The sequence below is a fragment of the Gemmobacter nanjingensis genome, from assembly GCF_014652195.1.
In the GTDB taxonomy this organism is placed as follows: Bacteria; Pseudomonadota; Alphaproteobacteria; order Rhodobacterales; family Rhodobacteraceae; genus Gemmobacter; species Gemmobacter caeni.
The window spans coordinates 23,490-45,923 of record NZ_BMYI01000002.1; the positions used below are offsets into that span (position 1 = coordinate 23,490).

Annotated in this window: 22 protein-coding genes; 13 read left to right on the forward strand and 9 right to left on the reverse strand. The window is 63.8% G+C overall.

Features of this window, described 5'->3' with window-relative positions; translation table 11 throughout:
• Positions 1 to 37 precede the first annotated feature (37 nt).
• From choV to IE126_RS05150, 3 genes are all read right to left on the reverse strand, one after another.
• Positions 38 to 1,063, reverse strand: a complete 1,026-nt coding sequence (gene choV / locus IE126_RS05140) for a choline ABC transporter ATP-binding protein (protein WP_108127333.1) — start codon at positions 1,061 to 1,063, stop codon at positions 38 to 40.
• Positions 1,060 to 1,896, reverse strand: coding sequence for a choline ABC transporter permease subunit (gene choW / locus IE126_RS05145; protein ID WP_054304519.1), 837 nt, complete (start codon positions 1,894 to 1,896; stop codon positions 1,060 to 1,062). Before choW ends, choV begins: the two co-directional genes overlap by 4 nt.
• Positions 1,897 to 1,976: 80 nt before the next feature.
• Entirely contained in the window at positions 1,977 to 2,912 is a 936-nt protein-coding gene (locus IE126_RS05150; protein WP_189380374.1) for a choline ABC transporter substrate-binding protein, read from the reverse strand.
• Positions 2,913 to 3,028: 116 nt separating this feature from the next.
• Here IE126_RS05150 and betI point away from each other — a divergent pair, with 116 nt between their 5' ends.
• The 4 genes from betI (at position 3,029) to IE126_RS05170 (ending at position 7,059) form a co-directional block, all read left to right on the forward strand.
• Positions 3,029 to 3,595 carry a choline-binding transcriptional repressor BetI gene (betI, locus tag IE126_RS05155; RefSeq protein ID WP_189380375.1) on the forward strand — a complete coding sequence of 189 codons (567 nt, stop codon included), beginning with the start codon at positions 3,029 to 3,031 and terminating at the stop codon, positions 3,593 to 3,595.
• Between the two features lie 15 nt (positions 3,596 to 3,610).
• Complete coding sequence (gene betB / locus IE126_RS05160; protein WP_189380376.1) at positions 3,611 to 5,065, forward strand: betaine-aldehyde dehydrogenase; 1,455 nt, start codon at positions 3,611 to 3,613, stop codon at positions 5,063 to 5,065.
• 7 nt (positions 5,066 to 5,072) lie between these two features.
• Positions 5,073 to 6,725, forward strand: coding sequence for a choline dehydrogenase (gene betA / locus IE126_RS05165; RefSeq protein ID WP_189380377.1), 1,653 nt, complete (start codon positions 5,073 to 5,075; stop codon positions 6,723 to 6,725).
• Positions 6,726 to 6,822: 97 nt separating this feature from the next.
• The gene (locus IE126_RS05170; protein WP_054304514.1) at positions 6,823 to 7,059 is read left to right on the forward strand and encodes a YdcH family protein; all 237 of its coding nucleotides are present in this window, start codon (positions 6,823 to 6,825) and stop codon (positions 7,057 to 7,059) included.
• Between the two features lie 54 nt (positions 7,060 to 7,113).
• On the opposite strand, the gene IE126_RS05175 is transcribed toward IE126_RS05170, so the two are convergent.
• From IE126_RS05175 to IE126_RS05185, 3 genes are all read right to left on the reverse strand, one after another.
• Positions 7,114 to 8,511 carry a helix-turn-helix domain-containing protein gene (locus IE126_RS05175; RefSeq protein ID WP_108127327.1) on the reverse strand — a complete coding sequence of 466 codons (1,398 nt, stop codon included), beginning with the start codon at positions 8,509 to 8,511 and terminating at the stop codon, positions 7,114 to 7,116.
• A gap of 67 nt (positions 8,512 to 8,578) precedes the next feature.
• Positions 8,579 to 9,796: a multidrug effflux MFS transporter gene (locus IE126_RS05180; protein WP_189380378.1), complete on the reverse strand. Its 1,218-nt coding sequence runs from the start codon at positions 9,794 to 9,796 to the stop codon at positions 8,579 to 8,581.
• 71 nt (positions 9,797 to 9,867) lie between these two features.
• On the reverse strand, positions 9,868 to 10,218 hold the full coding sequence (locus tag IE126_RS05185) for a DMT family protein (RefSeq protein ID WP_108127325.1): 351 nt from the start codon (positions 10,216 to 10,218) through the stop codon (positions 9,868 to 9,870).
• 233 nt (positions 10,219 to 10,451) lie between these two features.
• Between IE126_RS05185 and IE126_RS05190 the strand changes: the two genes are divergently transcribed.
• The 9 genes from IE126_RS05190 to scpA all read left to right on the forward strand — a co-directional run bounded on the left by IE126_RS05190 (position 10,452) and on the right by scpA (position 20,253).
• On the forward strand, positions 10,452 to 11,984 hold the full coding sequence (locus IE126_RS05190) for an acyl-CoA carboxylase subunit beta (RefSeq protein WP_054304510.1): 1,533 nt from the start codon (positions 10,452 to 10,454) through the stop codon (positions 11,982 to 11,984).
• Positions 11,985 to 12,002: 18 nt separating this feature from the next.
• Positions 12,003 to 12,773, forward strand: a complete 771-nt coding sequence (locus IE126_RS05195) for a class I SAM-dependent methyltransferase (RefSeq protein ID WP_189380379.1) — start codon at positions 12,003 to 12,005, stop codon at positions 12,771 to 12,773.
• Positions 12,760 to 13,167: a DUF6497 family protein gene (locus IE126_RS05200; RefSeq protein WP_229825263.1), complete on the forward strand. Its 408-nt coding sequence runs from the start codon at positions 12,760 to 12,762 to the stop codon at positions 13,165 to 13,167. Before IE126_RS05195 ends, IE126_RS05200 begins: the two co-directional genes overlap by 14 nt.
• Before the next feature lie 211 nt (positions 13,168 to 13,378).
• Positions 13,379 to 13,519 (forward strand): hypothetical protein, encoded by a 141-nt coding sequence (locus IE126_RS05205; protein WP_170120522.1) that lies wholly within the window; start codon positions 13,379 to 13,381, stop codon positions 13,517 to 13,519.
• Between the two features lie 63 nt (positions 13,520 to 13,582).
• Positions 13,583 to 13,978, forward strand: coding sequence for a hypothetical protein (locus IE126_RS05210; protein ID WP_054304508.1), 396 nt, complete (start codon positions 13,583 to 13,585; stop codon positions 13,976 to 13,978).
• A 337-nt stretch (positions 13,979 to 14,315) separates the two neighbouring features.
• Positions 14,316 to 14,573, forward strand: a complete 258-nt coding sequence (locus IE126_RS05215) for a hypothetical protein (protein ID WP_054304507.1) — start codon at positions 14,316 to 14,318, stop codon at positions 14,571 to 14,573.
• A gap of 125 nt (positions 14,574 to 14,698) precedes the next feature.
• Positions 14,699 to 16,702: an acetyl-CoA carboxylase biotin carboxylase subunit gene (locus IE126_RS05220; RefSeq protein WP_054304506.1), complete on the forward strand. Its 2,004-nt coding sequence runs from the start codon at positions 14,699 to 14,701 to the stop codon at positions 16,700 to 16,702.
• 98 nt (positions 16,703 to 16,800) lie between these two features.
• Positions 16,801 to 18,024, forward strand: a complete 1,224-nt coding sequence (locus tag IE126_RS05225) for a Y-family DNA polymerase (protein WP_189380380.1) — start codon at positions 16,801 to 16,803, stop codon at positions 18,022 to 18,024.
• A 99-nt stretch (positions 18,025 to 18,123) separates the two neighbouring features.
• On the forward strand, positions 18,124 to 20,253 hold the full coding sequence (gene scpA, locus IE126_RS05230) for a methylmalonyl-CoA mutase (protein ID WP_054304504.1): 2,130 nt from the start codon (positions 18,124 to 18,126) through the stop codon (positions 20,251 to 20,253).
• 98 nt (positions 20,254 to 20,351) lie between these two features.
• Here scpA and IE126_RS05235 read toward each other — a convergent pair whose 3' ends face one another.
• Genes IE126_RS05235 through IE126_RS05245 form a run of 3 tightly spaced genes read right to left on the reverse strand, consistent with a single transcriptional unit; the run spans position 20,352 to position 22,417 of the window.
• Positions 20,352 to 20,681: an AAA+ family ATPase gene (locus IE126_RS05235; RefSeq protein WP_108127319.1), complete on the reverse strand. Its 330-nt coding sequence runs from the start codon at positions 20,679 to 20,681 to the stop codon at positions 20,352 to 20,354.
• A 30-nt stretch (positions 20,682 to 20,711) separates the two neighbouring features.
• Positions 20,712 to 21,725: an endonuclease/exonuclease/phosphatase family protein gene (locus IE126_RS05240; protein ID WP_108127317.1), complete on the reverse strand. Its 1,014-nt coding sequence runs from the start codon at positions 21,723 to 21,725 to the stop codon at positions 20,712 to 20,714.
• A complete protein-coding gene (locus IE126_RS05245) occupies positions 21,722 to 22,417 on the reverse strand; it encodes a molecular chaperone DjiA (protein WP_054301171.1) in 696 nt (231 codons plus the stop codon). The genes IE126_RS05240 and IE126_RS05245 overlap by 4 nt, the downstream gene beginning before the upstream one ends.
• Positions 22,418 to 22,434: the final 17 nt, after the last annotated feature.

The following is a 22,434-nucleotide window of genomic DNA, read 5'->3' on the forward strand; positions in this document are numbered from 1 at the left end:
GGGGGCTGAACGCCCCCCTTTTGCCTCACGCTCCGGCTCAGGCGCCGCGCGGATTGACCAGCCGCGCCATCACATCGGCGGCGGCGATGCTGCCGATGGTGCTCCCTCCCTCGGTCACAGCAATCGCGGTGGCGCCGTCACGGATCATCTCCATCACCGCTTTCACCGGGGTCTCCGCCTCCACCGCATGACTGGCAGAGGCAGGCCCCGCCCGCATCACATCGCGCGCGGTCAGCACGCTCAGAGGGTTCATATGCGCCACGAAATCAGCGACATATTCGCTGACCGGATTGGCGATGATCTCGCGCGCGGTGCCGCATTGCACGATGCGGCCGCCCTCCATCAGGGCGATGCGGTTGCCGATCTTGAACGCCTCATCCAGATCGTGACTGACAAAGACGATGGTGCGCTTCAGCCGCTGTTGCAGATCCAGCAATTCGTCCTGCAACTTGGTGCGGATCAGCGGGTCCAGCGCCGAGAAGGGCTCGTCCATCAACAGGATCGGCGCACGGGTGACAAAGGCGCGGGCCAGACCAACGCGCTGCTGCATCCCGCCTGACAACTCGCCCACCTTGCGGTCGGCCCATTGCGTCAGGTTCACCAGTTCAAGCTGTTCGTCCACCGGCTGACGGCGGGCCTCGACCGGGATGCCCGCAAGCTCCAGCCCCAGCCCCACGTTTTCCCGCACCGACCGCCATGGCAAGAGGCCGAACTGCTGGAACACCATGGCGATGCGCGACAGGCGCAGGCGGCGCAGCGTATCGGCATCGGCCCTGGTGACACTGACCATGCGGTCGCCATCCGAGACCCGCACCTCGCCACGCACCACCGGGTTCAGGGCATTCACCCCGCGCAGCAGCGTGGATTTGCCCGAGCCGGACAGGCCCATCAGCACGAGGATCTCGCCTTCGGCCACGCTCAGCGAACAGTCATGCACGCCAAGCACCTGCCCGGTGGCCTGCTGCACCTCGGCCCGGCTCTTGCCCTGGTCCATCAGCGGCAGCGCGCTTTGCGGATCATCGCCGAAGACGATGGACACCCGGTCGAATTCAACTGCGGTCATTTGCGCGTCACCCTCAGCATGCGGTCCAGCATGATGGCCACGACGACGATGACGAGGCCGCTTTCAAACCCGAGCGCGGTATTGACCGAGTTCAGCGCCCGCACCACCGGCACGCCCAGCCCGTTCGCCCCCACCAGCGCGGCGATCACCACCATCGACAGCGACAGCATGATGGTCTGGTTCAGCCCGACCATGATCTGCGGCAGGGCATAAGGCAGTTCTACCTTCCACAGCACCTGCCGTTTGGTGGCGCCAAAGGCGGTTGCGGCCTCCAGCAGCGGCATGGGGGTCGAGGAAATTCCCAGCTGCGTCATGCGGATCGGCGCGGGCAGCACGAAGATCACCGTGGCGATCAGGCCGGGCACCATGCCGATGCCGAAGAACACGATGGCGGGGATCAGGTAAACGAAGGTCGGCAGCGTCTGCATCAGGTCCAGCACCGGGGTCAGTGCGGCATAGACCTTGGGCCTGTGCGCGGCCCAGATACCGATGGGCACCCCCAGCCCCATGCAGACCACACAGGATGACAGCACCAGTGTCAGGCTTTCGGTCGTGGGTTTCCAGTAGCCTTGATTGAGGATGAAGGCGAAAGCCAGCGCCACGAACAGCACCACCTTCCACGATCTTTGCAGATACCATGTCAGCGCAAGAAACGCCGCGATCACCACCAGCGGCGGCGGGCTTTGCAGAACCCAGAGGATCGCGTCGATCAGCCGATCCATCACCGTCCCCATCACGTCGAACAGGGGCTTCAGGTTCACTTTCATCCATTCGAAGGCAATTTTCGACAGCTTGCCCAGCGGCAGCTTGTTGTCGGTCAGCCAGTCGAGCATCCGGCGCGTTTCCTTCCTGCGGGGCGCATGCGAAAACCCTCCCCCGCCGGTGGGACAGGGGAGGGCGGTTCAGGGAAGCCTTAAAGACCCAGCGCCGATTTCACCGCGGCCATGGCGTCGCCGCCGTCCTTTGTGGTCACGCCGTCCAGCCAGGGGCCCAGCGTATCGGGATTGGCCTTCAGCCAGGCCGAGGCGGCGGTCTTCGGATCGGCACCATCATCCAGGATCGCACCCATGATCTCGTTCTCCATCGGCAGCGAGAAGACGAGGTTTTGCAGCAGCTTGCCGGTATTCGGGCATTCCGCGACATAGCCCTTGCGGACGTTGGTCGCCACGGTGGCGCCGCCAAGATTCGGGCCGAAGAAATCATCGCCGCCGGTCAGATAGGTCATCTTGAAATTGGCATTCATCGGGTGGGGTTCCCAGCCGAGGAAGATGATCGGCTTCTGCTCGCCCGTGGTGCGGGCGACTTCGGCCAGCATCCCTTGCTCCGAGCTTTCGATGACTTCGAAGCCCTTCAGGCCGAAGGCATCCTTCTCGATCATGTCGAGGATCAGGCGGTTGCCGTCATTGCCCGGCTCGATCCCGTAGATCTTGCCTTCCAGCGCATCTTTCTGCGCGACGATATCGGCGAAATCCTTGATCCCCAGCGCGGCACCGGCCTCGTTGGTGGCCAGCGTGTATTTGGCGCCCTCAAGGTTGGTGCGCACGGTCTCCACGGTGCCCGCCTCGCGGTAGGGGGCGATGTCGGCCTCCATCGTCGGCATCCAGTTGCCGAGGAACACATCCACATCGCCACCGGCAAGGCCGGTGTAGGTCACCGGCACCGACAGCAGCTTGGTTTCGGTTTCATAACCCAAAGCCTCCAGCACGACACTGGTGGCGGCGGTGGTCGCGGTGATGTCGGTCCAGCCGACATCCGAGAAGATCACCTTGTCGCAGCCTTCGGCATGGGCGGTGCCTGCAAAGGCAAAGGCCACCGTGGTGGCCAGAAGGGCGGATTTCACTTTGGTCATGTCGACTCCCTGGGTCTGGCGTTGGCCGTGTTTTTTGTTGATTGACGGATCAATAAAAAACACGCTAGCTCGGTTTGGCAAGTCTTTTTTGGGGAAATGCCGTGCCGAAGCTTGGGATGGAACCTATCCGAAAGGCCGCGCTGGTCAAAGCGACCATCGTGGAACTGGGCCGTGCCGGGTCGCTGGATGTGACGGTCAGCCAGATCGCCAAGCGGGCAGGCATGTCCTCTGCGCTGGCGCATCATTACTTCGGGTCCAAGGAAGATATCTTCCTTGCCGCGATGCGACACATCCTGTCGCTTTACGGGGCCGAGGTGCGCGGCGCGCTGGCGGCGGTGGACGGGCCGGAGGCGCGGTTGCAGGCGATTCTGCGTGCGAGTTTCAGCCCCGGTAACTTCCGGCGCGAGGCGGTGGGGGCCTGGCTGAACTTCTATGTTCTGGCGCAGACCGTGCCCGAGGCGCGGCGGCTGCTGTCGGTCTATCAGCGGCGGCTGCGGTCGAATCTGCTCAGTTGTCTGCGTCCGCTGGTCGGTCTGCGGGCGGATCGCGCGGCCGATGCGCTGGGGGCGCTGATCGACGGCGTCTACCTGCGCGAGGCTTTGAAAGAGGGGCCGCCGGATTCGGCCTCGGCCGTGGCCACGGTGATGGAATTCATGGCCTCGGAACTTGGGAAACGCAAATAAATGAAGGGGATGACCATGCGGGCACAGCCGAAGGCCAGCCATTTCGTCAATGGTGACTATGTCGAGGATACTGCCGGAGCGGCGATTGAGGTGATCTATCCGGCGACGGGCGAGGTGATCGCCGTGCTGCACGAGGCGACGCCTGCGGTGATCGAGGCGACGCTTGCCGGGGCAGCGGCGGCGCAGAAGGCCTGGGGGGCCACCCGTCCGGTGGAACGCGCCCGCATCTTGCGCCGCGCCGTGGATCTGATCCGCGCCCGCAATGACGAACTCTCCGTGCTGGAGACGCTGGATACCGGCAAGCCGGTGCAGGAAACCAAGGTGGCCGACTGGCCTTCGGGCGCCGATGCGCTGGAATATTTTGCGGGGCTGGCGCCGACGGTGACCGGCGAAACCATGCCGCTGGGGGGCGATTTCGTCTATACGATCCGCGAGCCGCTGGGCGTCTGCGTCGGGATCGGTGCCTGGAATTACCCGAGCCAGATCGCCTGCTGGAAGGCCGCCCCCGCGCTGAGCCTTGGCAATGCGATGATCTTCAAACCGTCCGAGGTGACGCCGCTTGGTGCGCTGAAACTGGCCGAAATTCTGGTGGAGGCCGGACTGCCTGCCGGGCTGTTCAATGTGGTGCAGGGGCGGGGAACCGTGGGCGGTGCGCTGGTCACCGATCCGCGCGTGGCGAAGGTTTCGCTCACGGGGTCGGTGCCGACCGGGCGCAAGGTTTATGCCGCTGCCGCTGAAGGTATCCGTCATGTGACGATGGAGCTGGGCGGCAAGTCGCCGCTGATCGTCTTTGACGATGCCGATGTCGAAAGCGCCATTGGCGCGGCCATGCTGGGGAACTTCTATTCCACCGGGCAGATCTGTTCCAACGGCACCCGCGTCTTCGTGCAGAAGGGCATCAAGGAGCGTTTCCTGAGCCGCCTGGCCGAGCGAACCGCTGCGATCCGCCTTGGTGATCCGCTGGACCCCGAAACCCAGCTTGGCCCGCTGGTGTCGGAGGCGCAGTTGCAAAAAGTTCTGGGCTATATGCAAATTGCACAGGCTGAAGGCGCCCGGCTGATCTGCGGTGGCGACCGTGCCGCGCTGAATACCGGCTTCTACGTTCAGCCCACTGCCTTTGCCGATGTGACCGACGATATGACGCTGGCGCGGGAAGAGGTGTTCGGCCCGGTCATGGCCATTCTTGATTTCGATAATGAAGAAGAGGTCATAACCCGTGCCAATGACACGGAATTTGGCCTCGCCGCCGGGGTGTTCACCGCCGATCTGGCGCGCGGTCATCGCGTGGTCGCGCAGCTTCAGGCCGGAACCTGCTGGATCAATGCCTATAACCTGACCCCCGTGGAAGGCCCCTTTGGTGGGGTGAAATCTTCGGGTGTGGGGCGCGAAAATTCGCGGGCGGCGGTCGAGCATTACACGCAGGTGAAATCCGTCTATGTGGGCATGGGCCCCGTCGACGCTCCGTATTGAGGCGAAGATGAGCAGCGATTACGTCATCGTCGGTGCGGGCTCCGCCGGTTGCGCCATGGCCTATCGTCTGGCCGAGGCCGGGCGCAGTGTCACCCTGATCGAATTCGGCGGCACCGACGCCGGGCCCTTCATCCAGATGCCCGCCGCGCTCAGCTATCCGATGAACATGGGCCTCTATGACTGGGGGTTCCAGACCGAACCCGAACCGCATTTGGGGGGGCGGGTGCTGGCCACCCCGCGCGGCAAGGTGATCGGCGGCTCGTCCTCGATCAACGGCATGGTCTATGTGCGCGGCCATGCGCGCGACTTCGATCACTGGGCGGAGCAGGGTGCTGCGGGCTGGTCCTATGCCGATGTGCTGCCCTATTTCAAACGCATGGAAAGCTGGCACGGCGATACTGGCGAGGCGGATTATCGCGGCAGCGATGGCCCTTTGCACATCACCCGAGGCCCGCGTGCGAATCCCCTGTTCAACGCCTTCATCGAGGCCGGCCGACAGGCAGGTTATCCGGTGACCGAAGACTACAATGGCCGCCAGCAGGAAGGTTTCGGCGCCATGGAGGCGACGATCTGGCGCGGGCGGCGCTGGTCGGCCGCCAACGCCTATCTGAAACCTGCGCTGAAAACCGGGCGGGTAAGGGTCGAAAAGGGCTTCGCCCGCCGCGTGGTGATCGAAAATGGCCGTGCCACCGGGGTCGAGGTGGAACAGAAGGGCGGGATCGTGGTGATACCGGCGGCGCGTGAGGTCATCCTCGCGGCTTCGTCGATCAATACGCCGAAACTGCTGCTGCTGTCCGGTGTCGGCCCCGCGGCCCATTTGCGCGAGCATGGCATCCATGTCTGGGCAGACCGGCCGGGTGTCGGCGCGAATTTGCAAGATCACCTTGAGCTATATTTGCAGTTTGCAGCCAGCCAGCCGGTGACCCTGTACAAATACTGGAACCTCTGGGGCAAGGCGCTGATCGGGGCGCAATGGTTGCTGACCGGACGGGGACTTGGTGCCTCGAACCAGTTCGAAAGCTGCGCTTTCATCCGCTCGAAGGCCGGGGTCGATTACCCGGATATCCAGTATCACTTCCTGCCCATCGCGGTGCGCTACGACGGCAAGGCCGCGGCCGAGGGCCATGGCTTCCAGACCCACGTCGGCCCGATGCGTTCTGCCTCGCGCGGGGATGTCACGCTGCGGTCCTCCGATCCGCGTGTCGCGCCGCGCATCCGTTTCAACTACATGAGCCAGGAGTCGGATTGGGATGATTTCCGCCGCTGCATCCGGCTCACGCGCGAGATCATCGGTCAGCAGGCCTTCGCCCCCTATCTGAAATCGGAAATCCAGCCTGGTGCGGGCGTGCAATCGGACGATGAACTGAACGCTTTCATCCGCGAACATGTTGAAAGTGCGTATCATCCCTGTGGGACTGCGCGGATGGGGGCCGCCAGCGATCCCGGCGCCGTGGTGGACCCGGAATGCCGGGTGATCGGGGTGGACGGCCTGCGCGTTGCCGACAGTTCGATCTTCCCGCGGGTGACCAACGGCAATCTCAACGGCCCGTCGATCATGACGGGCGAGAAGGCGGCGGATCATATTCTGGGCCGCGCAATGTTGCCGCCGTCGAACCTTGCGCCCTGGATCAACCCGGACTGGCAGCAGGTGCAGCGCTGAAAAGATGCCTGCCAGTTGCGCGATTTGATCCGGGTCAAGGTGGTGCCCCTCAGCGGCGGCTAGGATGTGGGTGTAACGTTGAAGGAGAGACAGACGCATGTCGAACACCCCCCACGAACTGGCCGAAGAGTTTCCGGCTGAAGCGGGCAAGATTTCGGCTCTGAAGGAGACCGATGCGCATTTCGCCCGGCTGGTGGACGAATATCACGAGGTCAACCGCGCCGTGCATCGTGCGGAAACCCGCGTCGAGGCGCTGTCGGAAGAACATGAGGCCGAGTTGCGCCGCAAGCGTGCCGCGCTGAAAGACCAGATCTGGCAGCGCCTCGCGGCGTAACGACCGGAAAAAAGGCCCGGAATATGCAAATTCCGGGCCTTTGCTTTGCAATAATCACTCAGCAATCTGGTAGGGCAGGATTCCGCGTTTGTCGGGGTCGACCTTCAACCGGCGTTCCAGCGGCGGGACGGAGCGCTGGTGACAATCGCGCCGCTCGCAGATCCGGCAGGAAATGCCGATCGGCTCGAACCGGCCCCGGAGGTCCAGCCCGTCGGCATAGACCAGAGCATCAGCGTGTTGCACCTCGCATCCAAGGCCAATCGCGTAGCGGCGCACCGGCGCCTGAAAACTGCCCCCCGCCTTGCTGACATCGCGCGAGAGGCAGAAATAGCGCACGCCATCCGGTGTTTCCGCCAGCTGACGCAGAAACCGACCGGGTGTTTCAAAGGCGCGATGCACGTTCCACAGCGGGCAGGCCCCGCCGAAACGGGCGAATTGCAGACGTGTGGCCGAATGGCGTTTGGTGATCGTGCCCGCCTGATCGACCCGGACAAAGAAGAAAGGTATGCCTTTCGCACCCGGCCTTTGCAGGGTGGACAGGCGATGCGCCACCTGTTCGATGGAGGCGCCGAACAGGTCTGACAGGCGCTCAAGATCATGGCGGGTTTCCATGGCGGCCGCCTGGAAGGCACGGTAGGGCAGCAGCGCGGCCCCGGCAAAGTAGTTGGCAAGACCGATCTTGGCGATATCCCGCGCCTCCGGCGTGGCAAAGCGGGCCAGATCCAGCGTTGCTTCCAGCAGATCGTTCTGGGTGGTCAGCGCCACCTGGTAAAGCAGCTGAAACCGCTGGGTCGGCCCGGAGGCACGGCCCGAAATCTCCAGCCGCCGCCCGTTCGGATCGTAAACCCGAAGCGCCGTGCTGTCGGAAAAATGCAGCTCCACCCCCGCTTTGGTCAGCGTGTCGGTTGCGATGAAAAGCGGGTCTTTCCGGCTCCCCGAAGGCATGGCGTAATGTTCTGCCGCGCGGTCGATGGCATCGAGGTAGTTGTCGCAATAGTGAAAGAAATCACGGACTTCCTCCCATGGTGACGGGCGCAGTGCCGCATCCTCACGACCCAGAGCCTCGTCCAGCGAGGCGAGGCGTTCGTGGGTCTGACGATAGGCGCGATGCAGGTCCAGAAAGGCCCGCGCCAGCGCCGGGGCGTTGGACGCGGCCAGCCGCAGATCGGCCAGCGGCGGCGCGCCGCTCTGGAAAACCGGGTCGGCCAGTGCCTCGCGCATGTCCGACACGATCCGCTCTGCATCACCTGTGGTCAGTTCGGTGACGTCGAAGCCGAATTCCTGCACCAGCGACAAGACGACCGCAGCTGAAACCGGCCGGTGGTTGTTTTCCATCTGGTTCAGATAGGGCAGGGATACGCCCAGTTTGTCTGCAAAGACCTTTTGGGTGACACCGAGCCTGCCGCGCAGTTCGCGCAGCTTTACCCCGGCATAAAGCTTCTGGGTCGACATCAGGCCTCCGTTGCGGCGGGTCTGCTAATTGCAAACACTCGCCTTTGCAAAGCCTGTCGTCAAGCGGTCAGCCCGAAAGACCAAGGGCGCGGGCACGTTGCATGACCCAGAGAATCGACAGCACCGATGCAACGGAGGAGGCAAGGATCAGCAGTACCAGGGGCAGTTCACTGGAGCCGGGTTGCAGCAGGATACCGGCCAGTGCCGCGAGCCCCGCGCCCCCGCCGATGATGAAGGCCCCGCCCAGCCCCGACGCGGTGCCTGCCAGCTCGGGGCGCACTGAAAGGATGCCGGCATTGGCATTCGGCAGGCAGATGCCGTTCCCAAGCCCCATGAACAGGGTCAGCCCGAAGAAAAGGAAGGCAGTGGTCAGATCCAGCAGCGACAGGAGCGCCAGCACGGCGGAGGACAGCGTGGTTACCACCGTTCCCAGCAGAACCATGCGGTTCATCCCGATGCGCACCGAATACCGGCCCGCAAAGAAGTTGCCCCCCGCATATCCCAGCGCGGTGAGGGCGAACAACATGCCCACGCGCGAGGCGGAGAGGCCGAAAACCTCGGTGCCGACGAAGGGGGCGCCGCCGAGATAGGCGAAGAAACAGCCTGAGGCGAAAGCCGCGGACAGGCAGTAACCCCAGAACCTCTGCGACCGCAGAAGGAGCGGATATTGCCGGGCCTGCTCGGTAAAGCTCATCCCTGAAGGGGTGGAGGTTTCGCCCAGATCGCGCCAGCACAGCACGGTAACCGCGATGCCTGCCGCCAGCAGCAGGCCGAAATTGGCGTGCCAGCCGAAATATTCATCCAGCACACCGCCAATCACCGGGCCGATCATCGGCACGAGGCTCATCCCCATCGTCACATAGCCGATCATCGAGGCTGCCTCGGCATCGCTGACCATGTCGCGCACGATGGCCCGCGACAGCACCATGCCGGCGGCGACAACCGCCTGCGCCATGCGGAAGATCAGGAAGGCCGTCGCATTAGGGGCAAGCAAGGTGCCGACCGTGGCCAGAAGGAACAGCAGAAGCGCCCCCAGCACGACGCGGCGGCGGCCATAACGGTCTGAAATCGGGCCGATGGCGATTTGCAGCACGGCAGAAAGCGCCAGATACAGCGCGACGGAAAGCTGCATCAACCCGTAAGACGTGCCAAACCACTCTGCCATGCCCGGAAGCGAGGGCAGGAAGATGTTCATGGTCAGCGCAGAGACCCCGGCCAGCAGGGTCAGCGTGACGATCTTCGGCGGGGTCGTCGGATCGAGAAAGCGTGAGGGCGGTAGTTGCATATGCAAGGGCTACGCGCGCGCGGCGGCTCTGTCCATCGCAAGAATGCACAGGCCGCTGTGCGGCAGGCCGGTTACCAGCGGTGGAAGATGAAGAAGGCGCCGCCCGCAATCAGCGAAAAGCCGACAAAGTGGTTCCAGCTCAGTGGCTCTTTCAGGAACAGCGTCGAAAAGATGCCGAAGATCACAAGGGTAATGACCTCCTGGATCGTCTTCAGCTCGGCTGCGGAGAAATAGCCGTAGCCGATGCGGTTCGCTGGCACCATCAGCATGTATTCGAACAGGGCGATTCCCCAGGAGGTGAGGATCACCATGGGGATCGCCGCCTCTTTGAATTTCAGGTGGCCATACCAGGCGAAGGTCATGAAAACATTGGAGGCGACAAGCAATCCGATGGTAACAAGCGGAACGGGCAGGGCGGGCATGATGGCTCCGGACGGGTTGATCTGCGCGCGATCCTAATGCGGCCGGGCCAGAGTTGGTATCGCTAACGCCGGCCTGAGTTCTCAACTTGCTGCGAAGGGGGTGTGCGGGATCTGAACGGAATTTGCAATTTGCACAAATGGCCTTGCCAATAATTTGCAAATTTTCGCAATTTCGTTTCACGCGGCTGTCACGCAAGATTATGTTGCAGCCGATTCCCGGGGAGAGGACCGCCATGAAAGACATCCTGCAAGAGCTTGAAACCCGCCGTGACGCTGCGCGTGCCGGGGGTGGGGTGCGCCGGGTCGAGGCGCAGCATGCCAAGGGCAAGCTGACTGCGCGCGAACGGATTGAACTGCTGCTGGACGAAGGCTCGTTCGAGGAATTCGACATGTTCGTCCGCCACCGCTGCACCGATTTCGGCATGGAGGCCGACCGTCCGGCGGGCGATGGCGTGGTGACGGGCTGGGGTACGGTCAATGGCCGTCAGGTCTATGTCTTCAGCCAGGATTTCACGGTTTTCGGCGGATCGCTTTCGGAAACCCATGCGCAGAAGATCTGCAAGATCATGGATATGGCGGTGCAGAACGGCGCCCCTGTCATTGGTCTGAACGATTCCGGCGGTGCGCGCATCCAGGAGGGCGTGGCCTCGCTGGCGGGTTATGCCGAGGTGTTCCAGCGCAATATCATGGCCTCGGGTGTGGTGCCGCAGATCAGCGTCATCATGGGCCCCTGCGCCGGTGGCGCGGTCTACAGCCCTGCGATGACCGACTTCATCTTCATGGTGAAGGACACGTCCTACATGTTCGTGACTGGCCCCGATGTGGTGAAAACGGTCACCAACGAGGTGGTGACAGCCGAGGAACTGGGCGGAGCCTCGACCCATGCCCGGAAATCGGGCGTGGTTGATGGCGCGTTCGAAAATGATGTCGAGGCGCTGGCCGAGGTGCGGCGTCTGGTCGATTTCCTGCCGCTCAACAACCGGGAAAAGGCGCCGGTGCGCCCGTTCTTCGATGATCCGTCGCGGGTGGAAAACAGCCTTGATACGCTGATCCCTGACAATCCGAACCAGCCTTATGATATGAAAGAGCTGATCCAGAAAATCGCGGACGAGGGCGATTTTTACGAGATCCAGAAGGATTATGCGGCGAATATCATCACCGGTTTCGTGCGGATCGAAGGGCAGACCGTGGGTGTGGTCGCCAATCAGCCCATGGTGCTGGCAGGCTGTCTGGATATCGATTCCAGTCGCAAGGCCGCGCGTTTCGTGCGCTTCTGTGACGCCTTTGAAATTCCGATCCTGACCCTGGTCGACGTGCCGGGCTTCCTGCCGGGAACGGGCCAGGAATATGGTGGCGTCATCAAGCATGGTGCGAAACTGCTGTTCGCCTATGGCGAGGCGACGGTGCCAAAGGTCACGGTGATCACCCGCAAGGCCTATGGCGGCGCGTATGACGTGATGGCCTCGAAACACCTGCGCGGCGATTTCAACTATGCCTGGCCCACGGCGGAAATCGCGGTGATGGGCGCCAAGGGCGCGACCGAGATCCTCTATCGCAGCGAGCTGGGCGACAAGGAGAAGATCGCGGCGCGGACCAGGGATTACGAGGACCGTTTCGCCAATCCCTTCGTCGCGGCCGAGCGTGGTTTCATCGACGAGGTGATCATGCCGCATTCGACCCGTCGCCGCGTGGCCCGCGCCTTCGCCTCGCTGCGGGGCAAGAAGCTGGCAAACCCGTGGAAGAAGCACGATAATATCCCCCTGTAATCGCAAGCAGGGGGTGCCATGCAGCTTGATATCGACATAGGGGCCGAGGCTCAGCGACCGGAAATCCGGTCGCTGGACCTGACGGCATTCGGACCGCAGGATCTGCTCAACCTGATCCTGCAACGGTCTGAGGTGCTGTTTGACTGGCCTCAGCCCGGCCAGGTGATCAAGGCATGGAACGCCGGGGACGAGGCGCCCATTGCCGAGGCGGTAGAGAAGCTGGGCATCGAGATCGCCTATCGGGCGGCGGGCGTCATATTTGCAGAGTACACTTTGCTTGCGCCGGTTTTGCAAAAGCTGGCGCCGAAGCGCTTCGCCGATATCGGTTGCGGCTATGCGCTGTTCGATCTGTTTCTGGCGCGCGAGACCGGCTGTGACCTGCTGCTGATCGACCTGGAAAGCAACGAGCGGCGGCACTTCGGCTTTGCAAAGGACGGGGCCGCCTATTCCAGTCTTGCGACCGCACGGGCGATGCTGCTTGCAAACGGTATCGCGGCAGGGCGGATCGAGCTGCTGAACCCGCGCGACCGCGCGCCGGAAGAGGCGGGGCCGGTCGATTGTGCGGCCTCCTTCCTGTCCTGTGGCTTCCATTATCCGCTGGACCCCTATCTGCCCTTCCTGGACAAGGCGCTTGCCCCGGATGGTGCGGCGCTGTTCGACCTGCGCGCCGGTCGCGCCGAGACGCAGCTTGCAAAGCTTCGGTCGCGCGGCGCGGTCGAGGTGCTGTCGGAGCAGCCGAAGTACCTGCGGGTGATGATGCGCAAGGGGGTGGGGCATGACGCTGCCTGACCAGACCCCCGACCCCATGCAGGAACCGGGCGAGGTGGTGCTGGTCGGGGATGCCAACCCCGTTGCCGTGCCTTCCGGCCAGCCGGTCACGCTGCTGGACGTGATCTGGAACGAGACCGGGCCCGACGGCCTGACCCTGCGGTTCCGCTTTCTGGCGCCGCAGATCGCGCGCCTGGGTGGCAGTGTCGATGTCGACACGGCGACCGCTGATATCCACGCGCTGTGCGAAAGTTTTGCCCTGCCGCGGATCAGCGATTTTGGGCCTGTGCCGCAACAGGTCATCATCTCGCTGTCGGATACGGCGGTGCCTTTCGGGGAAAGTGCGCCGGAAGCCACGCAATTCTTCGAAGCCTTCGCCATTCGCGACGGGGCCTGCATATGGGAGATGTTCTGATGTATCCACAACATCTTGCGGTATGTTCTTCATCCACTGCCCGGAATGATGTAGCCCGGACACAGCAGCCCGCTTTCGCCGGGCGCGGATGTCCTGTCTTGCGGGAAAGGGTTATGATTGCGGGGAAACGCGCATCAGCGTTTCCAACCCTGTATCGGGGGGCCGCTGCGGATTTCTCTGTCGCGGTCGTCCCGCAAGAATGGAGAAGAGAATGTCGAGCACTGCCCGTATCGCCTTCGCGCTTTGCACTGTCGCCTTCGTCGCGGCCTGCGCTGGCAAGCAAGAAGAAGTCGTCTATTCGGCTGAGCCTCAGCTCACCACCGAGCCGGTCTACACCGGCAAGTACAAGTAAGACCCCGGCGCGGGGCGGGCTGCGGTCCGCCCCCTTCGGCGCCTCCGGTCTGGGAGGCGCAACATGCTGAAACATCGTGGTTTCCCCGGTCGTATGACCGGGACGGACTTCCAGTTCACCATCCGCCGCGCCAACATGAAGGAAGGCGCGACCAAAATCATCCGGCGCGAGCGGTTCAAGGACCGGAAGAACCTTGACCGGGCGGCGGACAGCGCCTTCATGGCGGCCCTCTGGGCCTATTTCGGCGAAGAACCCTTTGAACGTGGCAATCTGGACGCCGGCCGCCTGAGCTGGCTGTTCGGGCGCGAGGTGGTTCCTGCCGAAGACCCCTTCGATCCCTCCTCCTATGACGCCTTGCTGCGGATCGACGTGCAGCGTGCCCAGGCCTCGTTCCCCGAGATCTTTGCCCCCGAGGCTGAGCCCTATGATCTCGACGACTGGGACGAAGAGGACGATTGAGCATGATTTCGCGCAACCCCATGGTTTTCCGGCAAATCTCCGCGCAAGCGGAGGTGGAGGGCGCTTTTGCCTTTGCCTGTGGCCATGGGCTGCCGCATCTTCTGCCTGCCGATGTGGCTGTCCCCGGCCATGTCGGCATCCGGGCCTTGCGCCAGGAGTGTGACCCTTCCCCATCTCGGCCGTCCGTTCCCGCGTGGGGCGGGCGGTCTCTTTTTGTCGCAGGACATCGGCAAGGCTTTGCCTGCGGCGCGGCCGTTCGCGCATTTCCCGACTGGTCGCCGTTCACGGTTGCGCTAGACTTACTCCATAACGAGACCGCTCATGGAGGCCGAGCAAAATGCGTATCACTTCCCTTCTCGCCAGCGGCGCGCTGGTTCTTGTCGTCGCCGGCTGCGTGCAGTCGCAGCCGTCGAATGGCTACTACGGCCAGCCGTCCAACCCGCTGCAAACCCAGGGCGGCCGCGCCGTCGCAGGCGCAGTCGTCGGTGCCGCCATTGCCGATGCGACCGATGAAAACATGGTTGCCGGGGCTGCGCTTGGCGCGCTGGCCGGTGGCGCATCCTGCGGCGTTGCCGGGCTGCCGGCCTGCTACTGATCTGACTGCCGCTTTCGCGGCGTCTGAACCTGTCACCAGGGCCAGTCGGGGTATCCCCCGGCTGGCCCTTCGTTTTTGAGCTGCCGCGCACGCTGGCCCGCGTGCCGTTGAGGGAAGGAAGCCGAATGTTCAAGAAGATCCTGATCGCCAACCGGGGCGAGATCGCCTGCCGCGTGATCAAGACCGCCCGCAAGATGGGTATTAAGACGGTTGCCGTCTATTCGGACGCCGACCGCAACGCACTGCATGTCAAGATGGCCGACGAGGCGGTGCATATCGGCCCGCCGCCCGCCAACCAGTCTTACATCGTGATCGACAAGATCATGGACGCCATTCGCCAGACCGGGGCCGAGGCGGTGCATCCGGGCTATGGCTTCCTGTCCGAACGCATGGATTTCGCCGCGGCGCTGGAAGCCGAGGGCGTGATCTTCGTCGGCCCGCCGAGCCCGGCCATCGAGGCGATGGGCGACAAGATCACCTCGAAGAAGATCGCCATGGAGGCGGGCGTGAACACCGTTCCGGGGTACATGGGCCTGATCGCCGATCCCGACGAGGCGGTGAAGATTTCCAGCGAGATCGGCTATCCGGTGATGATCAAGGCCAGCGCGGGCGGCGGTGGCAAGGGCATGCGCATCGCGTGGAATGATCAGGAAGCGCGCGAAGGCTTCGAGTCCTCGAAGAATGAGGCGGCCAACAGCTTTGGCGACGACCGTATCTTCATCGAGAAATTCGTGACCCAGCCGCGCCACATCGAAATTCAGGTGCTGGCCGACAAGCATGGCAATGCGGTCTACCTGCACGAACGCGAATGCTCGATCCAGCGGCGGAACCAGAAGGTGATTGAGGAAGCGCCGTCGCCTTTCCTTGATGAGGCCACCCGCAAGGCCATGGGCGAACAGGCGGTCGCGCTGGCGAAGGCCGTGGGCTATACCAGCGCGGGCACCGTCGAGTTCATCGTGGACGGCAACCGCAACTTCTATTTCCTCGAGATGAACACCCGCCTTCAGGTGGAACATCCGGTGACGGAACTGATCACCGGGGTCGATCTGGTGGAACAGATGATCCGCGTCGCGAATGGCGAGCCGCTGCCGTTCAGGCAGGAAGATCTGAAGATCAACGGCTGGGCGATGGAAAGCCGCCTCTATGCCGAAGATCCCTATCGCAACTTCCTGCCCTCCATCGGGCGGCTGACCCGCTACCGTCCGCCGGTTGAGGGTGAAACCGCGCGCGGCGGCATCGTGCGCAATGATACCGGCGTCTTTGAAGGCGGCGAGATCAGCATGTATTACGACCCGATGATCGCCAAGCTCTGTTCCTGGGGGCCGACGCGCGAGGCCGCCATCGAGGAAATGCGGCTGGCACTGGACACGTTCGAGGTGGAAGGCATCGGCCATAACCTGCCGTTCTGCTCGGCGGTGATGGATCACCCGCGCTTCACCAGCGGCAATATCACCACCGCTTTCATCGCCGAGGAATATCCCGAAGGTTTCAACGGGGTGACGCTGGATGAGGCCATGCTGCGCCGTGTCGTGGCGGCGACGGCGGCGATGAACCGCGTGGCCGAGATTCGCCGCACCAAGATTTCCGGCACGATGGACAACCACGAACGCCGCGTCGGCGACGACTGGGTGGTCAGCCTGCAAGGCACGGCCTTCCCGGTGCAGATCGCGGCTGACAAGGCCGGTTCGACCGTGACCTTCGAGGATGGCCATGCCATGCGCGTCGAAAGCGACTGGACGCCGGGGCAGCCGCTGGCCCGCCTGACGGTCGAGGGCGCGCCGCTGGTGCTGAAGGTCGGCAAGATCCCGATGGGCTTCCGCATCCGGGTGCGCGGTGCCGATCTGAAAGTCCATGTGCGCAGCCCGCGCCAGCACGATCTGGCCCTGCTGATGCCGGAAAAACTGCCGCCGGATACCTCGAAATTCCTGCTGTGCCCGATGCCGGGTCTGGTGGTGAAGATCAGCGTCGAGGAAGGCCAGGAAGTGCAGGAAGGGCAGGCGCTGGCCACGGTCGAGGCGATGAAGATGGAAAACATCCTCAAGGCCGAACGCCGGGGCGTGGTGAAGAAGATCAATGCCGCCGCCGGGGCCAGCCTCAAGGTCGATGATGTGATCATGGAGTTCGAATAAGGTGGCGCGCGGCGTCATGGCATACCGGCTTCGGGCTGGAATTGAGTTCCCATTTTGTTCTATAGTGGGGCCTCAACTCCTGTCCGGGTCGTCCTGCCATGACGCTGCGCGTTTCTACCCTGTTCTTCGACATGAACAGTTTCTACGCCTCGGTCGCGCAGGCCGAGGAGCCGGCGCTGATGGGGCGCCCGGTGGGTGTTCTGACGACGGATGCGCCGGGCGCGGCCTGTATCGCGGCCAGCATCGACGCCAAGCGCCGGGGCGTCGGCATGGGCACACGGCAGGACGAGGCGCGCAGGCTTTGCCCCGGCATCGTCTTTCGCCCGGTGAAGCACGATGTCTGCGTGCGGTATCACCATGCCATCCTGCAAGCGGTGGAAACGGTGCTGCCGATCCATCGGGTCTGGTCGATCGACGAATGTTCGTGCCTTCTGACAGGCTCGCAGCAGGAACTGTCGCGGGCCATGCAGATCGGGCGCGATCTGCAACAGGCGGTGCTGGATCGGGTCAGCCCGGCGCTGCGCTGCTCTGTCGGGTTGGCGCCGACGCGATTGCTGGCGAAACTGGCCGCCGGGTTGGAAAAGCCGGGCGGGTTGCACTGGCTGTTGCCGCATGTGCTGCCCGACCGGCTGGCGCATCTGGCGCTGGACGATCTGCCGGGTGTGTCCTGGCGGATGAAGGCGCGGCTGGAGGCGGCAGGGATCACGGATGTGCCCGCACTTTACAATCTGGACCCGAAGCGCGCACGGGCGATCTGGGGCAATGTGGCGGGCGAACGGTTTCTGCGCGAATTGCGCGGCGAAACCGTGGTCTGGCCGGAAACCCATCGCGGCATGATCGGCCATGGCCAGGTGCTGACCGCGGGCAACAAGACGCCCGAGGGCGCGCGTCTGGTGGCGCGGCGCCTGCTGGTGAAGGCTGCGGCGCGGCTGAGGCGCGAAGGTTTCCATGCCCGCAGCCTGCATCTGAGCGTGAAATGCGCCGAGGCGGGCTATATCGGCCATGGCGGCGACATCCGCGCGACGCAGGATACATTTTTCCTGCTGGAGGTGCTGGGCCGCTACTGGACGGCGCTGCCACCACACCGGCCGCTGTCGGTTTCGGTCACGCTGGGCGGTCTGGTGCCGGATGCCGGGGTTTCGGCGGATCTGTTCGCCCCGGCGCAGGACCGGCGCGCGCTTTGCGCGGTGGTGGATCGTCTGAACCAGCGCTTCGGGCAGGATACCGTGCGCTATGGCCAGCTGCCGCCGCATCATGTGCCCTATACCGGCGCCAAGATCGCCTTCGGGCGCATCCCCACCGCCGAGGATTTTCTGGAATAGGCGCTGGCCCTGACCGGCAGCCATTTTGCATCGGTGCGTTCGCACGCGCCGCAACTCCCTGTGCCGGTGCCCATCCGGCAGAAGCCAAGGACGAGAGCCATGACTGACCCGATCGAAACCTGGCGCAAGGTCGCCGAGAAGGAACTCAAGGGCAAAAGCCCGGACAGCCTGAACTGGCAGACGCTGGAAGGAATTACCGTCAAGCCGCTTTACACGGCGGAAGACACGGCAAACCTGCCGCATATGGGCACGCTGCCGGGCAGCGCCCCCTTCACCCGCGGCGTGCGGGCGACGATGTATGCGGGACGTCCCTGGACGATCCGGCAATATGCGGGCTTCTCTACCGCCGAGGAATCGAATGCCTTCTACCGCAAGGCGCTGGCCGCCGGGCAGCAGGGCGTCTCGGTCGCCTTCGACCTCGCCACCCATCGCGGCTATGACAGCGATCACCCGCGCGTGGTGGGCGATGTGGGCAAGGCGGGCGTGGCCATCGACTCGGTCGAGGACATGAAGATCCTGTTCAATGGCATCCCGCTGGAAAAGATCAGCGTTTCCATGACGATGAACGGCGCGGTCATCCCGATCCTCGCCAATTTCATCGTGACGGGCGAGGAACAGGGCGTGGACCGCAGCCTGCTGTCGGGCACGATCCAGAACGATATCCTGAAAGAGTTCATGGTTCGGAACACCTATGTCTATCCGCCCGAACCCTCGATGCGGATCATCGCCGACATCATCGAATACACGTCGAAAGAGATGCCGAAGTTCAACTCCATCTCGATCTCCGGCTATCACATGCAGGAGGCGGGCGCGAACCTCGTGCAGGAACTGGCCTATACGCTGGCCGACGGGCGCGAATATGTGCGCGCGGCGCTGGCGCGCGGCATGAATGTCGATGATTTCGCCGGGCGGCTGTCGTTCTTCTTTGCCATCGGCATGAATTTCTTCATGGAGGCCGCGAAGCTGCGCGCCGCGCGTCTGCTGTGGCACCGCATCATGGCGGAATTCGAGCCGAAGAAATCGGGTAGCCTGATGCTGCGCACCCATTGTCAGACCTCGGGCGTGTCCTTGCAGGAGCAAGACCCCTACAATAACGTCATCCGCACCGCCTATGAGGCGATGGCGGCGGCGCTGGGGGGGACACAGTCGCTCCATACCAATGCGCTGGACGAGGCGATTGCCCTGCCGACCGAATTTTCTGCCCGCATCGCGCGGAATACCCAGCTGATCCTGCAGGAGGAAACCGGCATCACCCATGTCGTCGATCCGCTGGCGGGATCTTACTATGTCGAAAGCCTGACGGCGGAACTGGCGGAAAAAGCCTGGGCGCTGATCGAGGAAGTCGAGGCGATGGGCGGCATGACCAAGGCCGTGGCTTCGGGCATGCCCAAGCTGCGCATCGAGGAATCGGCGGCGCGGCGTCAGGCCATGATCGACCGGGGCGAAGAGGTCATCGTCGGCGTCAACAAGTACCGCAAGGACAAGGAAGAGCCGATCGACATTCTCGACATCGACAATATCGCGGTGCGCGAGGCGCAGATCGCACGGCTGAAAGCCACCCGCGCTGCGCGGGACGAGGCGAAGGCACAGGCCGCGCTGGCCGAGCTTGGCCGCCGCGCCGCCGAGGGCGGCAACCTTCTGGAAGCCGCGGTCGAGGCCGCCCGCGCCCGTGCATCGGTAGGGGAGATCAGCGACGCCATGGAAAAAGTGTTCGGCCGCCACCGCGCGGAAGTGAAAACCCTCGCCGGGGTCTACGGTGCCGCCTATGAGGGCGACGACGGCTTTGCCCAGATCCAGAAGGATGTTGACGCCTTCGCCGAGGCCGAGGGCCGCCGCCCGCGCATGCTGGTGGTGAAGATGGGGCAGGACGGTCACGACCGGGGCGCCAAGGTCATTGCCACCGCCTTTGCCGATATCGGCTTTGACGTTGATGTGGGGCCGCTGTTCCAGACCCCGGAAGAGGCGGCGCAGGATGCCGTGGACAATGACGTGCATATCGTCGGCATCTCCAGCCAGGCGGCGGGCCACAAGACGCTGGCACCGAAGCTGGTCGAGGCGCTGAAGGCCAAGGGTGCGGGCGACATCATCGTGATCTGCGGTGGCGTCATTCCGCAGCAGGACTATGATTTCCTGTACAAGAGCGGCGTGAAGGCGATCTTTGGCCCTGGCACCAACATCCCCAACGCGGCGCGCGATATCCTGAAGCTGATCGGCGAAGCGCGCGGCTGATACGAGAGGAGGGGGGCTGTCTGCCCCCCTCTTGGCCTTGCGGCCAATTCACCCCCCGAGGATATTTGGGCCAAGATGAAATCGGGGCCGTTTCAGGCTCAGAGTTCGATTTCGGGGCCTTCGGGCAGGGTCGGGGGCTTGGGCAGGTCGGGTTTGCGGCGGATGAGGATGTCGCCGTTCGGCAGCTTTTCCGGCATTTCGTAATTGCGGAAATCGCCCATCAGCTCGACCAGCTTCTGCAATTCGGGTTGCAGGTCGCGCAGGCTGTCCTGCATCTGGTTCAGTTCGGGTCCGATCTCGTTCATCAGGCCACGCAGAAACAGCTCGGCCCCGCGCTTCATCAGGCCGGGGTCGGTTTCTTCCGTCTCCTGGGCCTGGGCAGGGCCAAGCGCGAGGACGAGGAACAGGGGGGCGAGCCAACGGGTCATGCCCTGAATATAGGGCAGTGCGGCCAAGGCTCAAAGAGGCAGGTCGAGCGTGACCGGAAAATGATCGGAGGCGGTCAGCAGCGCGTCGCGCAATTCCGGCACCGCCCAGCATTTCGGATCGTTCAGCGGATGCCAGATTCGCCAGTGGGGCTGGCGTGCGGTGAGGCCGGGCGAGACCATGATGAAATCCAGCAGCGCCTCGAAATAGCGTTCGTGTTCAGTGCTGTAGAACCGCGCGGTCGTGGGATGCAGCCGGCTTTCCACCGCCATCTGCGCATGCAGGTCGCGCATTTGCCGGTCGCGCGGGCAGCCCACGCCCATCACCACCTCGACGCCGGAGGTGCCGAAGAGCTTTTCATATTCGTCAAGACCGGGGCCATCGTTGAAATCGCCCAGCACGATCAGATCGTCGTGGCGATCCAGATGTTCGTCGACTCTTTCGCGCAGCCAGATACATTCGGCCAATTGCTTGCGGCGGTTTTCAATGGCGATGCGGCGCGCCTCGTCCAGATGGCGGGCGCCATGCGGGGCCTTGGATTTCACATGCACGCCGATCAGCCGCAGTCTGTGCCGCCCGACGGTGACGGCAAGTTCCAGCGGTGGCTTCGAGGGGCGGATCGGTTCGGCCACGCCGTCGCCATCCAGATCACGGCGAAAGGTGCCATCGAAGGTGGGGTTGCCTTGCGGATCGTGGCGTGCGGTCAGGCGGTCGGGATCGAAGAGGAAGCTGATTTCCTGTTCCGTCTCGGATTTGAAGCCGGTGACGGCACGTCGGGCGCGCAGCCCGTAGAGCGCGGCAAAGCGTTCCAGCGCGCGGGTGGAACTGCGGTGGCCGTTGGTATCGGGCGCCTCGATCACCATGATGCCGTCGGCATCCAGTGCGGAGAACACGATCCCCAGCGCGGCCAGCTGGTCGCCCCGCGTCACGCCATAGCGGTGCGCGGGTTCACTGTCTTCCAGCGGGCGGCCGGTATCATCGAACAGCGCATTGAACCATTCGACATTATAGGTCGCCAGGCGGAAGGGTCGGCGCGGATGGCTCATGCCGCCTCGCGCGCCGCGATTTCCTCCCATGCGGCGTTGACGGCAATCAGGCGGCGTTCGGCCATCTTTACCGCCTCTTCCGGAACACCACGGGCCATCAGGCGGTCGGGGTGGCTGTCGCGCACGGCGGTTTTCCACGCGCTGCGCGCCTCGTCCAGCGTGGCATTGGCGGGCAGGCCCAGTACGTCATAGGGGTCGCGCGGTGCCTCGGGTACATAGCGGGCGCGGATGGCGCGGAAACAGGCCTCGCCCAGACCGAAGATACGGGCGACATCGGCAAGAAATTCATCTTCGCGCGGGTGATAGTGGCCGTCAGCGACCGAGATGTGGAACAACCCTTCCATCAGATCCACCAGCACCTTGCGATCACCCTCGAACATGGCGGCGATCTTGCGGGCGTAAATGTCATATCCGGCGACATCCTGCCGGGCGAGGTTGAACACCCGCGCGGCATGCGGCTCTTCCCCCGGCGGGACGTGAAAGACCTGCCGGAAGGCCGCGACCTCGTTGCGTGTCACCTCGCCATCGGCCTTGGCCATCTTGGCGCCAAGCGCGATCACCGCGATGGTGAAGGCCACCGTACGTTCGGGGCAGGCTTCGGGCGGGTGGCGCAGGCGGTCGAAGACGGTGCCAAGGCCCTCGCCCTGCGCCAGTGCGGCTATTGCCTCGTATATCCGGGTCCAGATCGACATGGCGGCAGGATAGCGGT

Bases quoted from the DNA above. Each gene is read 5' to 3' on its own strand.
- choV (WP_108127333.1), bottom strand. From the start codon at position 1,063: ATGACCGCAGTTGAATTCGACCGGGTGTCCATCGTCTTCGGCGATGAT.
- choW (WP_054304519.1), bottom strand. From the start codon at position 1,896: ATGCTCGACTGGCTGACCGACAACAAGCTGCCGCTGGGCAAGCTGTCG.
- IE126_RS05150 (WP_189380374.1), bottom strand. From the start codon at position 2,912: ATGACCAAAGTGAAATCCGCCCTTCTGGCCACCACGGTGGCCTTTGCC.
- betI (WP_189380375.1), top strand. From the start codon at position 3,029: ATGGAACCTATCCGAAAGGCCGCGCTGGTCAAAGCGACCATCGTGGAA.
- betB (WP_189380376.1), top strand. From the start codon at position 3,611: ATGCGGGCACAGCCGAAGGCCAGCCATTTCGTCAATGGTGACTATGTC.
- betA (WP_189380377.1), top strand. From the start codon at position 5,073: ATGAGCAGCGATTACGTCATCGTCGGTGCGGGCTCCGCCGGTTGCGCC.
- IE126_RS05170 (WP_054304514.1), top strand. From the start codon at position 6,823: ATGTCGAACACCCCCCACGAACTGGCCGAAGAGTTTCCGGCTGAAGCG.
- IE126_RS05175 (WP_108127327.1), bottom strand. From the start codon at position 8,511: ATGTCGACCCAGAAGCTTTATGCCGGGGTAAAGCTGCGCGAACTGCGC.
- IE126_RS05180 (WP_189380378.1), bottom strand. From the start codon at position 9,796: ATGCAACTACCGCCCTCACGCTTTCTCGATCCGACGACCCCGCCGAAG.
- IE126_RS05185 (WP_108127325.1), bottom strand. From the start codon at position 10,218: ATGCCCGCCCTGCCCGTTCCGCTTGTTACCATCGGATTGCTTGTCGCC.
- IE126_RS05190 (WP_054304510.1), top strand. From the start codon at position 10,452: ATGAAAGACATCCTGCAAGAGCTTGAAACCCGCCGTGACGCTGCGCGT.
- IE126_RS05195 (WP_189380379.1), top strand. From the start codon at position 12,003: ATGCAGCTTGATATCGACATAGGGGCCGAGGCTCAGCGACCGGAAATC.
- IE126_RS05200 (WP_229825263.1), top strand. From the start codon at position 12,760: ATGACGCTGCCTGACCAGACCCCCGACCCCATGCAGGAACCGGGCGAG.
- IE126_RS05205 (WP_170120522.1), top strand. From the start codon at position 13,379: ATGTCGAGCACTGCCCGTATCGCCTTCGCGCTTTGCACTGTCGCCTTC.
- IE126_RS05210 (WP_054304508.1), top strand. From the start codon at position 13,583: ATGCTGAAACATCGTGGTTTCCCCGGTCGTATGACCGGGACGGACTTC.
- IE126_RS05215 (WP_054304507.1), top strand. From the start codon at position 14,316: ATGCGTATCACTTCCCTTCTCGCCAGCGGCGCGCTGGTTCTTGTCGTC.
- IE126_RS05220 (WP_054304506.1), top strand. From the start codon at position 14,699: ATGTTCAAGAAGATCCTGATCGCCAACCGGGGCGAGATCGCCTGCCGC.
- IE126_RS05225 (WP_189380380.1), top strand. From the start codon at position 16,801: ATGACGCTGCGCGTTTCTACCCTGTTCTTCGACATGAACAGTTTCTAC.
- scpA (WP_054304504.1), top strand. From the start codon at position 18,124: ATGACTGACCCGATCGAAACCTGGCGCAAGGTCGCCGAGAAGGAACTC.
- IE126_RS05235 (WP_108127319.1), bottom strand. From the start codon at position 20,681: ATGACCCGTTGGCTCGCCCCCCTGTTCCTCGTCCTCGCGCTTGGCCCT.
- IE126_RS05240 (WP_108127317.1), bottom strand. From the start codon at position 21,725: ATGAGCCATCCGCGCCGACCCTTCCGCCTGGCGACCTATAATGTCGAA.
- IE126_RS05245 (WP_054301171.1), bottom strand. From the start codon at position 22,417: ATGTCGATCTGGACCCGGATATACGAGGCAATAGCCGCACTGGCGCAG.